The 13,002-nt window shown below is 73.2% G+C and carries 11 protein-coding genes and 1 riboswitch; of the genes, 2 read left to right on the top strand and 9 right to left on the bottom strand.

Annotated elements, in window-relative coordinates; all coding sequences use genetic code 11:
- Positions 1 to 15: 15 nt before the first annotated feature.
- Complete coding sequence (locus IE255_RS33180) at positions 16 to 867, bottom strand: sulfurtransferase (protein ID WP_190054106.1); 852 nt, start codon at positions 865 to 867, stop codon at positions 16 to 18.
- Between the two features lie 254 nt (positions 868 to 1,121).
- Between IE255_RS33180 and IE255_RS33175 the strand changes: the two genes are divergently transcribed.
- Complete coding sequence (locus IE255_RS33175; RefSeq protein ID WP_190054105.1) at positions 1,122 to 1,925, top strand: VOC family protein; 804 nt, start codon at positions 1,122 to 1,124, stop codon at positions 1,923 to 1,925.
- A gap of 31 nt (positions 1,926 to 1,956) precedes the next feature.
- On the opposite strand, the gene IE255_RS33170 is transcribed toward IE255_RS33175, so the two are convergent.
- Genes IE255_RS33170 through IE255_RS33155 form a run of 4 tightly spaced genes read right to left on the bottom strand, consistent with a single transcriptional unit; the run spans position 1,957 to position 7,312 of the window.
- Positions 1,957 to 2,607, bottom strand: a complete 651-nt coding sequence (locus IE255_RS33170; protein WP_190054104.1) for a thymidine kinase — start codon at positions 2,605 to 2,607, stop codon at positions 1,957 to 1,959.
- Between the two features lie 47 nt (positions 2,608 to 2,654).
- Positions 2,655 to 3,851, bottom strand: a complete 1,197-nt coding sequence (locus tag IE255_RS33165) for an alkaline phosphatase family protein (RefSeq protein ID WP_190054103.1) — start codon at positions 3,849 to 3,851, stop codon at positions 2,655 to 2,657.
- The gene (locus IE255_RS33160) at positions 3,851 to 4,447 is read right to left on the bottom strand and encodes a DUF5998 family protein (protein ID WP_190054102.1); all 597 of its coding nucleotides are present in this window, start codon (positions 4,445 to 4,447) and stop codon (positions 3,851 to 3,853) included. The genes IE255_RS33165 and IE255_RS33160 overlap by 1 nt, the downstream gene beginning before the upstream one ends.
- Positions 4,448 to 4,489: 42 nt before the next feature.
- On the bottom strand, positions 4,490 to 7,312 hold the full coding sequence (locus IE255_RS33155) for a bifunctional acetate--CoA ligase family protein/GNAT family N-acetyltransferase (protein WP_190054101.1): 2,823 nt from the start codon (positions 7,310 to 7,312) through the stop codon (positions 4,490 to 4,492).
- A gap of 178 nt (positions 7,313 to 7,490) precedes the next feature.
- Here IE255_RS33155 and IE255_RS33150 point away from each other — a divergent pair, with 178 nt between their 5' ends.
- Positions 7,491 to 7,772, top strand: a complete 282-nt coding sequence (locus IE255_RS33150; protein WP_114255742.1) for an HPr family phosphocarrier protein — start codon at positions 7,491 to 7,493, stop codon at positions 7,770 to 7,772.
- A gap of 178 nt (positions 7,773 to 7,950) precedes the next feature.
- Here the strand turns inward: IE255_RS33150 and IE255_RS33145 are convergent, their stop codons facing one another.
- The 4 genes from IE255_RS33145 to IE255_RS33130 all read right to left on the bottom strand — a co-directional run bounded on the left by IE255_RS33145 (position 7,951) and on the right by IE255_RS33130 (position 12,746).
- Positions 7,951 to 8,646: a GntR family transcriptional regulator gene (locus IE255_RS33145; protein WP_190054100.1), complete on the bottom strand. Its 696-nt coding sequence runs from the start codon at positions 8,644 to 8,646 to the stop codon at positions 7,951 to 7,953.
- 185 nt (positions 8,647 to 8,831) lie between these two features.
- Complete coding sequence (locus IE255_RS33140) at positions 8,832 to 9,620, bottom strand: M23 family metallopeptidase (RefSeq protein WP_190054099.1); 789 nt, start codon at positions 9,618 to 9,620, stop codon at positions 8,832 to 8,834.
- A gap of 13 nt (positions 9,621 to 9,633) precedes the next feature.
- A riboswitch (cyclic di-AMP (ydaO/yuaA leader) is annotated at positions 9,634 to 9,798 on the bottom strand.
- A gap of 192 nt (positions 9,799 to 9,990) precedes the next feature.
- Positions 9,991 to 11,379, bottom strand: coding sequence for a M16 family metallopeptidase (locus IE255_RS33135; RefSeq protein ID WP_190054098.1), 1,389 nt, complete (start codon positions 11,377 to 11,379; stop codon positions 9,991 to 9,993).
- Positions 11,376 to 12,746: a M16 family metallopeptidase gene (locus tag IE255_RS33130; RefSeq protein ID WP_190054097.1), complete on the bottom strand. Its 1,371-nt coding sequence runs from the start codon at positions 12,744 to 12,746 to the stop codon at positions 11,376 to 11,378. Before IE255_RS33130 ends, IE255_RS33135 begins: the two co-directional genes overlap by 4 nt.
- Positions 12,747 to 13,002: the final 256 nt, after the last annotated feature.

The raw sequence follows: 13,002 nt of genomic DNA, 5'->3' as shown, positions 1-13,002 counted from the left end.
TCTTCCCGCGTCGGGCTACTGGGGATCCGGCCCCACCGCGACCGGCCGGTCCGGGTCCGAGGACCACTCCGACCACGACCCGACGTACAGGTCCGCCGGAATGCCCGCGACCGCCAGCGCCAGGACCTCGTGGGCGGCGGAGACGCCCGACCCGCAGTACACGCCGACCCGGGAACCCTCGGACACACCGAGCCCCTTGAAGCGCTCCCGCAGTTCCTCGGCGGGGAGGAAGCAGCCGTCCGGCCCCACGTTCTCCGTGGTGGGCGCCGACAGCGCGCCCGGGATGTGCCCGGCCACCGGATCGATCGGCTCCACCTCACCCCGGTACCGCTCCCCCGCCCGCGCGTCCAGCAGCACCCCGGAGCGCGCCAACGCTGCGGCGGCGTCGGCGTCGAGCAGCCCCGCCGCTCCCGGTTCCGGCACGAAGTCACCCTCCTCCGGCGTCGGCACCGACTTCTCCAACGGCCCCTCCCAGGCCGACAACCCGCCGTCGAGGACCCGCACGTCCGGGTGCCCCGTCCAGCGCAGCAGCCACCACGCCCGGGCCGCCGCCCACCCCTGCCCGCCGTCGTAGACGACCACGGGCGTCCCGGACGACACGCCCGCCCGGCGCATCGCGGCCCCGAAGCGCGCGAGGTCGGGCAGCGGATGCCGGCCGCCCTGGCCCGGCGCGGAGGCCAACTCGCGGTCCAGGTCGACGTAGACGGCCCCCGGCAGGTGCCCTGCCTCGTACGCGGCCCGGCCGTCGTACGGCGGCTCACCCGCCGCCTTGGCCGCGGTGAGCTGCCAGCGGACATCGAGCAGGACCGGCGGACGGGCGCCCGTCAGGGCGCTCGCGAGGTCGGATGCGGAGATGATGGCGTTCATGTTCCCCATCCTCGCGCACCGGACCGGCCGCGCCGTCCTGCTCGGCCCCTCGGCCCGGCCGGTCGCAGACGATCACCTGGCGTACGGGAACAAGCACATGCTGTACAGCTGAACGACACCTGCCGATAAGCGCGCCGCAAGGGACAGCGCCGCGCACATCAGGCATTCTCCGGACAAGAGCCGCCCCACAGGGCGTGCCCGCCCCACGAGGGCTGCGGAGAAAACGGCCGCACGAGGCCGAGAAGAGAGTGACGATGACCGACACCCGGGGGTCCACCGGCCCGAACGGCGAAACACCCGCCCGGCACGCGCCCGGCGCGCCCTGCTGGGTGAGCCTGATGGTGCACGGGCCGGCCGCGACCGAGGAGTTCTACGGAGCGCTGTTCGGCTGGGAGTTCCGGCCGGGCCCCCAGCAGCTCGGCCCGTATGTGCGCGCGCTGCTCGACGAGCGCGAGGTGGCGGGCATCGGCCGGCTGCCCCCGGACCGGCATCTGCCCATCGCGTGGACCCCCTACTTCGCCTCCCGGAACGTGGACCGGACGGCCGAGACGGTGCGCAGCTGCGGCGGCACGATCGGGGTGGGCCCGCTGGACGCCGCCGACGCCGGCCGCCTGGCCATCTGCTCCGACCCGTCGGGCGCGGTCTTCGGCATCTGGCAGGCCGCCGCGCACCTCGGCACGACCGTCTCGGGCGTCCCCGGCACGCCCGCCTGGAACGAGCTGCTGACCTTCGAGACGGCGAGCGTCGCGAAGTTCTACCGGACGGTGTTCGGCTACGAGGAGGAGCCGATGGTCTCCGCCGACTTCGACTGCGTGACCCTGCACCTCGGGGGCGGGCCCGTCGCCGGCATCCACGGACTGGGGCAGGCCCTGCCCCGCGACCGGGGCGCGCACTGGGTGACGTACTTCCAGGTCGCCGACGTCGACGACGCCCTGGACCATCTCGTCCACCTGGGCGGGCACGTCCTGAAGCCGGTGCACGACACGGCGCACGGGCGGGTGGCGAGGGTGGCGGACCCTGAGGGGGCGCGGTTCGCGCTGCTGCAACCGGCGGGCTGACGGCCCGTCCGACGGCCTGCCCGCATGCTGCTCAGGCCGACGTCACCGGCAGCACGTCCGGCGACAAGGCCGCCGCACGGGCCGTCGCCGCGGTCATACGGCGGCGGTGGTGGCGGCGGCACAGGACCTCGTACCCGACCTCGTCGGCGGAGTGCGTGACGTCGCCGACGACCACCTGGGCTCCCTCGACGACCATGACGCCGCCTATCGTCCGGGCGTTGTGCGTGGCGCGGGCACCGCACCAGCACAGGGCCTCGACCTGGAGCACCTCGACCCGGTCGGCCAGTTCCACCAGCCGCTGGGAGCCGGGGAACAGCTTGGAGCGGAAGTCGGTCGTGATGCCGAAGGCGTAGACGTCGAGGCCCAGGTCGTCGACCACGCGCGCGAGTTGGTCGATCTGCTCCGGCGCGAGGAACTGCGCCTCGTCGACGATCACGTAGTCGGCGCGGCCGCCCCGCGAGAGATGGTCGACGAGGTAGGCGAAGAGGTCCTGCCCGTCCTCGACCTCCACCGCGTCCGTGACCAGGCCGAGGCGCGAGGACAGCTTGCCCTCGCCGGCGCGGTCGTCACGCGAGAAGATCATGCCCTGCAGGCCGCGCGCCGATCGGTTGTGCTCGATCTGGAGAGCCAGCGTCGACTTCCCGCAGTCCATCGTTCCGGAGAAGAACACCAGCTCGGGCATGTGGAGTTGAGCACCTTTCGGCGTGAGGGGTCGGGGTGGGGCGTGCTTCAGGAGCGTACTTCGAGCAGGGGGACCAACTGCTCGGCAGGGGTCATCGAACCGTGGTTGCCGACCATCGCCGACTCCTTCGGCTCCCGCTCGGAGGCGATGAGCAGGACGTCGTCCCGCGCGGCGGCGACCACGTCGCCGATACGGCTGTACACCCGTTCGTCGATCTTCGGCCCGAACCAGCCCGCCGCGATGGCCTCGTCGCGCGAGGCGACCCAGAACTGCTCGCCGAGCACCTCGCGCCAGCAGGTGAGGACGTCGTTCGCGGCGCCCGGTACGGCGTAGACGTGCCGGGCGCGGCCCTCGCCGCCGAGCAGGGCGACTCCGGCGCTCAGCTCCCAGTCCTCGTCGAAGTCGATGCGGTGCTCCTCGTCGAAGGGCACGTCGATCATGCCGTGGTCGGCGGTGATGTAGAGCGCGCTGCGCGGCGGCAGTTGCTCGGCGAGGCGCTGGACCAGGCGGTCGGCGTACATGAGCTGGCCGCGCCAGGCGTCGGAGTCGACGCCGAAGCGGTGGCCGGCGCCGTCGACCTCGGCGAAGTACGTGTACACCAGGGAGCGGTCGCCCGCGGCCAGTTGCTCGGCCGCCAGGTCCATGCGGTCCTCGCCGGTCAGCCGCCCGAGGAACGTTCCGCCGCTGAGCGCGATCTTGGTGAGCGGGGTGTTCTCGAAGGTCGGGGACGACACCTGCGCGGCGTGCACGCCCGCCTCGTGGGCCAGCCGGAAGACCGTGGGGTAGGGCTGCCAAGGGCCGGGCGGGGTCCAGGGCTGCCAGCGCAGCTGGTTCATCAGCTCGCCGGTGTCGGGGTTGCGCACCGTGTAGCCGGGCAGGCCGTGGGCGCCGGGCGGCAGGCCGGTGCCGACGGAGGCCAGGGAGGTCGCCGTGGTCGCCGGATAGCCGGCGGTGAGCGGACGCCCTGTGCCGCCGCGCGAGGTGGCGAGCAGGGACGTCATGAAGGGGGCGTCCTCGGGGTGCGCCCTCAGCTGCTCCCAGCCGAGGCCGTCGATCAGGAACACGCAGTTCCGGTCGGCGGGGGTCAGCTCGGTGATCGTGGCGGTCATGCCCGGCACGGCCAGGCCGGCGGCCAGCGTGGGCAGCAGGTCCGCGAGCGAACCGCTGCCGTACTCGGGGGTCGGTGCGGAGGCGACGGCGAGCGGTTCGGGGTGGCGGTCCCAGGCCGTCTTCGGCTGTGCCATCAGCGGGCGGTGTCCGCGGTCGCCTCGGAGAGGGCCTGCGCGAAGGCGAGTGCCTGGCGCACGGTCTCCGGTCCGTCCCCGGCCTCGCTGACGCGCAGGCTGAGGTCGTCCGCCGTCGAGTTGCCGGTGTAGCCGTGGTCCGCCTCGCAGTTGGGGTCGCCGCAGGCGGCCGGCTCCAGGTCGATGCGGGAGACGGCGCCCCAGCCGATCGTGAGCACGACCTCGCGGGGCAGGGTGCCCGGCTTGTAGGACTCCGGGTTGGCGACCACGCGGCTGACCACGATCGACGAGATGCGGCCGATCTTCACCGACTCCGTGGACGTCGTGGCGTACGGCGTCGGGGAGGTGGTGTCGGCGGCCTGTTCGTCGGTGTGGCTGACGATGAAGCGGTTGTCCGTGAGGACGAGCACCGTCACGTGCCGGCGTACCTCGTTCTGGTCGAACGTCGTCTCCTGATGGACCAGGTACGACCGGATGGGCTCGCCGCCCACGGCGGCCTCCACCGCCTCGGCCACGAGGGCCGGGTAGTAGCCGCTGCGCTCGATCGCCGCCCGCAGCCCCTGGGTCGTCGTACTGGTCTTGGCCATGACGCCCATCCTACGGGGGACCACTGACTGCGAGGCACCGCTCGCCCCCGGTCAGTACGCGGGGAGGGTCCGCGGGCCGAGGTCGTCGCGGGCGGGCGGTGGCGCGAGACGGACCGAGGCGCCCAGCACGCTCAGTCCGTGCGAGGCGACGACGACCGGTTCGAGCGTGACCGCGACGACCTCGGGGTGGTCGTCCACCAGCCGGGACACCCGCAGCAGCAGCTCCTCCAGGGCGCGGGTGTCGGCCGGTGCGGAGCCGCGCCAGCCGAACAGCAGGGGGGCCGTGCGGATCGACCGCACCAGCGAGGTCGCCTCCCGGTCGGTGACCGGGATCAGCCGGTGCGCCGTGTCCCCGAGCAGCTGCGAGGCGGCTCCGGCGAGTCCGAAGGAGAGCACGGCTCCGGCCGCGGGGTCGATGACGGCCCGGACGACGACGTCCACGCCGCGGGGTGCCATCCGCTGCACGACGGGGCGCAGCTCCTCCGGCGCGCCGAACAGCTCGGTCAACTCGGTGTACGACCGGCGCAGTTGGTCCTCGTCGGCGAGGTCGAGGCGGACGCCGCCCAGGTCGGCGCGGTGCCTCAGGTGCGGGGCGGTGGCCTTGAGGGCGACGGGGTAGCCGAGCGTGCGGGCGGCCTCGGCGGCGGCGTCGGGGGTCGGGGCGGGCAGGGCGCGGTGGACGGGGATGCCGTAGTGGCCGAGCAGGTCGCAGGTCTCCTCGGTGCCGAGCGTGAGTCCCTGCCCGCGCGCGAGGAGCCCGTCGATCAGTGCGGCGGCGCCCTTCTCGTCGATGTCCTCGTACTCGGGCACCTTGCCGGGGTCCGCGGCGTCGCGCCGCCACTGCGCGTAGGTGACGGCCTGGGCGAGGGCGCGGACGGCCCGTTCGGCGGCGGGGTAGGCGGGGATGAGGTGGGCGCCTTCGGGGGCCTCGGCGGTCCGGGGCCGTTCCTCCGCGGAGGTCGGGCGGGGGGCCGTCTGCGGAGGAGTGCCGACCGCGGCCTGGGGTGCCGTGCTCGCCGCCGCCGACAGGGCCTCGGCCAGGCCTCCGAGCTCCACGTGGACGACGAGGACCGGCTTGGCCGGGGCGGCGGCCGCCGCCGACCTCAGGGCCTCGGCGAGGGCCGCGTCGCCGACCGGGCCCTCCCCCAGCGCCGGTATGGCGGTGACGACGACCGCGTCGCACCGGTCGTCGGCCAGCGCGCGCGACAGGGCCGCGTGGAAGTCCGCCGCGGAGGCCGCCGTGGTCAGGTCCTGCGGCGGGTGCGGCCGGAGGCCCTCGGCGAGGCACGCGTCGTACGTGAGCAGGCCGAGCGACTCGGAGTTGCCGAGGATCGCCACCCGGGGCCCGGCGGGCAGGGGCTGGCGCGCGAGCAGGAGGCCGGCGTCCACCAGGTCGGTGATCGTGTCGACCCGGATCACGCCGGCCTGCCGCAGCAGCGCCGAGACGGTCGCGTGCGGCAGCCGGGTCGCCCGTACGGCGTGCCCCTGGGGAGCGGCGCCGTGCCGGGCGCCCTGGACCACGACCAGCGGCTTCGCCGCGGCTGTCCGGCGGGCGAGGCGCGTGAACTTGCGGGGGTTGCCGATGGACTCCAGGTACATGAGGACGACGTCGGTGTCGGGGTCCTCGTACCAGTACTGCAGGACGTCGTTGCCGGAGACGTCGGCCCGGTTGCCGGAGGAGACGAAGGTGGACACTCCGGTCACGCCGGTAACGCCTCCGCCGCGCCGGTGCAGCCGGGACAGCAGGGCGATGCCGATGGCCCCGGACTGGGCGAACAGGCCGATCCGGCCCGGGCGCGGGGTCTCGGGGGCGAGGGAGGCGTTGAGGCGGACCTGGGGGGAGGTGTTGATGATGCCGAAGGCGTTCGGCCCGATGATCCGCATGCCGTACGTGCGCGCGTGCCGCACGAGGGCGCGCTGGCGTTCGCGCCCCTCGGGGCCGCTCTCGGCGTATCCGGCGGAGATGACGACGAGCCCCTGCACGCCGTGTTCGCCGCACTCGGTGACGACCTCGGGGACGTGCTCGGCCGGCACGGCGACGACCGCCAGGTCGACCGGGCCGTCGATGTCGCGCACCGAGCGGTGGGCGGGCACGCCGTCGAGCTCCTTCTGCCCCTCGGGCAGGGCCTTGTTCACGGCGTAGAGCCGGCCGGTGAACCCGGCGTCCCGGATGTTGCCGAGGACGCTGCGGCCCACGCCGCCCGGGGTGCGCCCGGCGCCGATGACGGCGACCGAGCCGGGCGCGAGCAGCCGCTGCACGGACCGCGCCTCGGCGCGGTGCTCGCGCGCGTACTGCACGGCGAGGGAGCGGTCGGTGGGTTCGAGGTCGAACTCCAGACGGACGACGCCGTCCTCGAAGCTGCGCTTCTGCGTGTACCCGGCGTCCGTGAACACCTTGATCATCTTGGTGTTGGCGGGCAGCACCTCGGCGGCGAAGCGGCGGATGCCGCGCTCGCGGGCGACGGCGGCGATGTGTTCGAGGAGGGCGGAGGCGACCCCGCGGCCCTGGTGGGCGTCCTGCACCAGGAAGGCGACCTCGGCCTCGTCGGCCGGTGCGGACGCGGGCGTTCCGTCCGCGCCGATCCGGTCGTAGCGTACGGTGGCGATGAACTCGCCGCCGACCGTGGCCGCGAGTCCCACCCGGTCCACAAAGTCGTGGTGCGTGAAGCGGTGGACGTCCTTGGCGGACAGGCGAGGGTACGGCGCGAAGAAGCGGTAGTACTTCGACTCGTCGGAGACCTGCTCGTAGAAGCTGACCAGGCGATCGGCGTCATCAACGGTGATGGGCCGGATGCGCGCGGTACCCCCGTCGCGCAGCACCACGTCGGCTTCCCAGTGGGCGGGATACTCGTGCCGGTCCGGCGAGGTCTGCATGGGCCCCAGAGTACGGCTAGCGTCCGACAACGGCGCGAGGCAGTCTGTGGAGGGCGTCAGTCGGGTCGAGGCCGCGATCCGACGGCACCCCCGGAGTGGACCGACAGGACCGCTCCGGGCGGGCTTCACGTATGGGAAACTGGTCTAGACAACCCTGAACACCGAAGGGCAGCAACACATGGCTGAGCGCCGCGTCAACGTCGGCTGGGCCGAGGGCCTCCACGCCCGCCCCGCCTCCATCTTCGTCCGAGCCGCCACGGCCGCAGGCGTCCCGGTGACGATCGCCAAGGCTGACGGAACCCCCGTCAACGCGGCCTCCATGCTGGCCGTCCTGGGCCTGGGCGCCCAGGGCGGCGAGGAGATCGTCCTCGCCTCCGACGCCGAGGGCGCGGACGCCGCCCTGGACCGGCTGGCGAAGCTGGTCTCCGAGGGGCTGGAAGAACTGCCCGAGACCGTCTGAGCGTTCTCCCGCGCCTGATCCGGCGCTCCTGAAGGGCTCGTCCGAATTTCGGGCGGGCCCTTCGCTTTTTCCCGGCCCTGGGCGGCGGAATTCCCGCTCACAGGGAGCAGAATTCCCGTTCGAGGGCAGCAGAAATAAACCCCCGCGAATTACGCACTCTTTGTATACGGCTCCCGTGTTAATGCCGCAGGCTCGCCGTGTTTACGGGATGTTGCGAGTTCCTCACACGGTCGGCGCGCTCCCCGGCCGAGCCGAAACGCAGCCGGTGCGCGGCCGTCGCGCGCTCGGCGTGCAGCGCCGTGACCGCCCGCGCGCGCTCGCTGTCACCGCGCGCCACCGCGTCCACGATCGCGCCGTGCTCGCTCCAGGACTCCACGGGGCCGGCCGGCGCCTCCACGGTGTACATCCAGGCGATCTTGTGGCGGAGCTGGGTGAGCACCGAGGTCAGCGCGGGGCTGCCGGAGGCCTGGGCGAGCGTCTCGTGGAACCAGCCGCCCAGGGAGCGCAGGTCGTCGCTGTTGCCCCGGCGGGCGCGCTCCTGACCCAGCCGGACCAGGCCGCGCAGGACCTTCAGATGGGCCTCGGTGCGACGCTGGGCGGCGCGGGCGGCGCCGAGCGGCTCCAGCAGCATGCGCATCTCCAGCAGGTCGGCGGCCTCCTGCTCGGTGGGTTCGGCGACGCACGCGCCCGCGTGCCGCCGGGTCACCACGAAGCCCTCGGCCTCCAGGGTGCGCAGAGCCTCCCGGACGGGGACACGCGAGACGCCGTAGCGGCGCGCGAGGAGTTCCTCGGTGAGCCGGCTGCCGCGTTCGTAGACACCCGCGACGATGTCGTCCCGGATGGCCGTGCACACCGAGTGCGCGGGAATACGCATGACCGACCTCCGTTTAATCCCCGTGAAACGCCGACAACGACGCGTGTTCCGTGACTCTATTGCAATGAGCCGGAATTTCCGACGGCAGCCCGGAATCCAGGGATATTTTTTGGACAGCCGCCCGCCGCAAACGCCGAAAGCCCCGGCTCAGGGAGCCGGGGCCTCGGGATGCGGAGCGGGTGCCGTCAGAGGTTCACGCCGTGCGAGCGGAGGTAGGCGACGGGGTCGATGTCGGAGCCGTACTCGGGGCTCGTCCGGGCCTCGAAGTGCAGGTGCGGGCCGGTGACGTTGCCGGTCGCGCCGGACAGGCCGATCTGCTGGCCGGGGGTGACCTGCTGGCCCACCGAGACGCCGATGGACGACAGATGGCCGTACTGGGTGTACGTCCCGTCGTTCATCTTGATCACGACCTGGTTGCCGTAGGCACCGCCCCAGCCGGCCTCGACGACCGTGCCCATGCCGACCGCGTGGACGGCGGTGCCGCTGGCGGCGTGGAAGTCGACGCCGGTGTGGCTGCCGGAGGACCAGACGGCGCCGCCGGTCTTGTAGCCGGTGGAGACGTAGGAGCCGGGGATCGGGGAGACGAAGCTGTTGAGGCGCTTGCGCTCGGCCTCGCGGGCGGCGCGCTCCTTGGCCTCGCGGGCCTTCTCGGCCGCCTCCTTGGCCTTCTTGGCCGCCTCGGCGGCCCGCTCGCGGGCGGCCTCCTCGGCCTTCTTCCGGGCGGCGGCCTCCTCGGCCGCGTGCTTCTGCGCGACGGCCTGGGCGTCGATCTGCTGGGCGACGGTGCCGCCCATGGTGACGACGGGGGTGAGGCCGGTCTGCTCGGGGGCGGGCTCGGCGGCGAAGGCGGCCGGGGCGGCCACGGTGCCGATGACGCCGGTGGTGGCGAGGGCCGCGACGCCCGCCGCGCGGGCCGTGCCGCGCTGGATCCTGCTGGGACGACGATGCTTCCCGGTGGCGCGGGTGAACGCCATGGAGTGCCTGGTCCTTTCCTTCCTTCTCGCCTACCGGGTTAGCTGACGGGTTCGGAGCAGGAAGGTCTCCTACGGACCCCCTCGCGGCTCGCGCGGGCGTCCGATTCACCCCAGGGACTGCGGTTGGGTCCCCGGCTCCCCTGGCTCGCGCCGTACGGGGACTCGGCGATGACTGTCCGGTGCCGCGGGTGCGGCGCACTGCCTGACGAACAGCCCGGACGACGCTAAGCGGGGCCACTTTCAATTCCCAAACGGATCCGGTCTTTTGTAGCGCATCCCACAGGTCAGACAGGCAACCTCCGTACCAATTCGGGCATAAAGGAGCCCTGGTGCCTTAGGAAGACAACCAGGGCTCCTCGCGCGCGTGGCCCTACTCGGCGGCGACGACCGTGACTTCGCCGATGCCGAGGGCCTCCACCGGGCCCTTGATCTGCGCCGCGTCACCGACAAGGACGGTCACCAGACGGTCCACCGGGAAGGCGCTGACGGCCGCCGCGGTGGCCTCCACGGTGCCGGTCGCGGCGAGCTGCCGGTACAGCGTGGCCTGGTAGTCGTCGGGCAGGTGCTGCTCGACCTGGTCGGCCAGCGTGGACGCGACGGCCGCCGCGGTCTCGTACTTCAGCGGCGCGACGCCGACCAGGTTCTGCACGGCGACGTCCCGCTCGGCGTCGGTCAGCCCCCCGGCGGCGAGGGTCCGCAGCACCGTCCAGAGGTCCTGAAGGGCGGGGCCGGTGTTGGGCGTGTCCACGGAACCGCTGATGGCGAGCATCGCGGCACCGGTTCCGTCCGGGGCGGAGCGCAGGACCTGGGCGAACGCCCGCACGCCGTAGGTGTAGCCCTTCTCCTCGCGCAGGACGCGGTCCAGGCGCGAGGTGAGGGTGCCGCCGAGGCAGTACGTGCCGAGCACCTGCGCGGGCCACACGCGGTCGTGCCGGTCCGGGCCGATGCGGCCGATCAGCAGCTGCGTCTGGACGGCGCCCGGGCGGTCCACGATGACGACGCGGCCCGTGTCGTCGGCGGTCACCGGCGGCACCGGGCGCGGCTCGGCCGAGGAGCCGGTCCAGGACCCCAGCGTGTCGGCGAGCAGGGCGTCGAGGTCGATGCCGGTGAGGTCACCGACGACCACGGCGGTGGCCGTGGCGGGCCGGACGTGCTTCTCGTAGAAGCCGCGCACGGCCGTGGAGTCGATCGCGGCGACCGTCTCCTCGGTGCCCTGCCGGGGGCGCGACATGCGCGACTCCGCGGGGAAGAGCTCCTTGGAGAGCTCCTTGGCGGCGCGGCGGGAGGGGTTGGCCAGCTCGTGCGGGATCTCGTCGAGGCGGTTGCGGACCAGCCGCTCGACCTCGCTGTCGGCGAACGCGGGCGCCCTGAGGGCGTCGGCGATCAGGCCGAGCCCCTTGGCGAGCCGGGAGGCCGGCACCTCCAGGCTCAGCCGGACGCCGGGGTGGTCGGCGTGCGCGTCGAGGGTGGCGCCGGCGCGCTCCAGCTCGGCGGCGAACTCCTCGGCGGAGTGCTTGTCGGTGCCCTCGGAGAAGGCCCGGGCCATGATCGTGGCGACACCGTCGAGGCCGGCCGGCTCGGCCTCCAGGGGCGCGTCCAGCAGCACCTCCACGGCGACGACCTGCTGGCCGGGGCGGTGGCAGCGCAGCACCGTCAGGCCGTTGCCGAGCGTGCCGCGCTCGGGGGCCGGGAAGGCCCACGGCCGGGCCTCGCCCGCCTGCGGCTGGGGGTGGAATTCCATCGTGGCGAGCTCGGTCACTTGGCCGCCTCCTCGTTCTCGTCGCCGGCCGCGGCTGCGGTGTCCCCGGCATCGTCGGTCTCGTCGGCGACGGGCTCGTAGACGAGCACCGCGCGGTTGTCGGGGCGCAGCCGGGCCTTGGCGACCTCCTGGACCTCCTGAGCCGTGACCTCCAGCACGCGCTGGACGGCGGTCAGGGCGAGCTGCGGGTCGCCGAACAGCACCGCGTACCGGCACAGTTCGTCGGCGCGGCCCGCGACCGTGCCGAGGCGGTCCAGCCACTCGCGCTCCAACTGGGCCTGGGCGCGCTCCATCTCCTCGGCCGTGGGGCCCTCCTCGGCGAACCGGGCGAGCTCCTCGTCGATGGCGGCCTCGATGACCGGCACCTCCACGTCACCGGACGTCTTCACGTCCAGCCACCCCAGGGAGGGCGCCCCGGCGAGCCGCAGCAGGCCGAAACCGGCCGCCACGGCCGTACGGTCCCGCCGCACCAGGCGGTTGTAGAGGCGGGAGGACTCGCCGCCGCCGAGGACGGTGAGCGCCAGGTCGGCCGCGTCGCACGCGCGCGTGCCGTCGTGCGGCAGCCGGTAGGCGGCCATCAGGGCGCGGGCCGGGACCTCCTCCTCGACGACCTCGCGCAGCTGCTCGCCGATGATCTCCGGCAGCGAGCCGTCGCGCGGCGCGGGCTTGCCGTCGTGGCCGGGGATGGAGCCGAAGTACTTCTCGATCCAGGCCAGGGTCTGCTCCGGGTCGATGTCGCCGACCACGGAGAGCACGGCGTTGTTCGGCGCGTAGTAGGTGCGGAAGAACGCCCGCGCGTCCTCCAGGGTGGCCGCGTCCAGGTCGGCCATCGAGCCGATCGGGGTGTGGTGGTAAGGGTGGCCCTCCGGGTAGGCGAGGGCGGTGAGCTTCTCGAAAGCGGTGCCGTAGGGGACGTTGTCGTAACGCTGGCGGCGCTCGTTCTTGACGACGTCCCGCTGGTTCTCCATCGACTCGTCGTCGAGCGCGGCCAGCAGGGAGCCCATGCGGTCGGCCTCCAGCCAGAGGGCGAGCTCCAGCTGGTGGGCGGGCATGGTCTCGAAGTAGTTGGTGCGCTCGAAGCTGGTGGTGCCGTTCAGCGAGCCGCCCGCGCCCTGGACGAGCTCGAAGTGTCCGTTGCCCTTGACCTGGGCGGATCCCTGGAACATCAAGTGCTCGAAAAGGTGAGCCAGGCCGGTACGGCCCTTGACTTCGTGGCGCGAGCCGACGTCGTACCAGAGGCACACCGCCGCGACCGGGGTCAGGTGGTCCTCGGAGAGCACCACGCGCAGGCCGTTGGCCAGGCGGTGCTCGGTCGCTGTCAGGCCCCCGGTGCCTGCCTGGGCTGTGGCCGTGTGACCCATGGGCATGTACGTCCCTTCGATCGCGGAGCGGTCTTCACAACCGCGGATTCCTGCCGGTCCTGCCACTGTATGCAAGCGTGCGAAGCGCTGGTGAAGTTCCCGGCGGCGACCTGGGCCCGGCAGCGCGGGAGGCGCCTTGGACCGGGGCCTGGTCCCGGTTGTCAGTGCGGCGGTCCACAATGGTCGGCGTCAGATCCGGATCGCAGCAGCATGAGCGAGCCGCAGGGGCGGTCGGGACGAGAGGGCGAGCGCGCGCAGGCCC

The sequence above is a fragment of the Streptomyces lomondensis genome, from assembly GCF_014651035.1.
GTDB lineage: Bacteria > Actinomycetota > Actinomycetes > Streptomycetales > Streptomycetaceae > Streptomyces > Streptomyces lomondensis.
Note: the sequence above shows the minus strand (reverse complement) of the source record. Positions and strands in the feature narration are given on the sequence as shown.

Excerpts from the sequence above, each read along its gene's own strand:
- IE255_RS33130 (WP_190054097.1), bottom strand. The coding sequence starts at position 12,746 with ATGCCCATGGGTCACACGGCCACAGCCCAGGCAGGCACCGGGGGCCTG.
- IE255_RS33165 (WP_190054103.1), bottom strand. The coding sequence starts at position 3,851 with ATGGCACAGCCGAAGACGGCCTGGGACCGCCACCCCGAACCGCTCGCC.
- IE255_RS33175 (WP_190054105.1), top strand. The coding sequence starts at position 1,122 with ATGACCGACACCCGGGGGTCCACCGGCCCGAACGGCGAAACACCCGCC.
- IE255_RS33170 (WP_190054104.1), bottom strand. The coding sequence starts at position 2,607 with ATGCCCGAGCTGGTGTTCTTCTCCGGAACGATGGACTGCGGGAAGTCG.
- IE255_RS33140 (WP_190054099.1), bottom strand. The coding sequence starts at position 9,620 with ATGGCGTTCACCCGCGCCACCGGGAAGCATCGTCGTCCCAGCAGGATC.
- IE255_RS33180 (WP_190054106.1), bottom strand. The coding sequence starts at position 867 with ATGAACGCCATCATCTCCGCATCCGACCTCGCGAGCGCCCTGACGGGC.
- IE255_RS33150 (WP_114255742.1), top strand. The coding sequence starts at position 7,491 with ATGGCTGAGCGCCGCGTCAACGTCGGCTGGGCCGAGGGCCTCCACGCC.
- IE255_RS33160 (WP_190054102.1), bottom strand. The coding sequence starts at position 4,447 with ATGGGCGTCATGGCCAAGACCAGTACGACGACCCAGGGGCTGCGGGCG.
- IE255_RS33145 (WP_190054100.1), bottom strand. The coding sequence starts at position 8,646 with ATGCGTATTCCCGCGCACTCGGTGTGCACGGCCATCCGGGACGACATC.
- IE255_RS33155 (WP_190054101.1), bottom strand. The coding sequence starts at position 7,312 with ATGCAGACCTCGCCGGACCGGCACGAGTATCCCGCCCACTGGGAAGCC.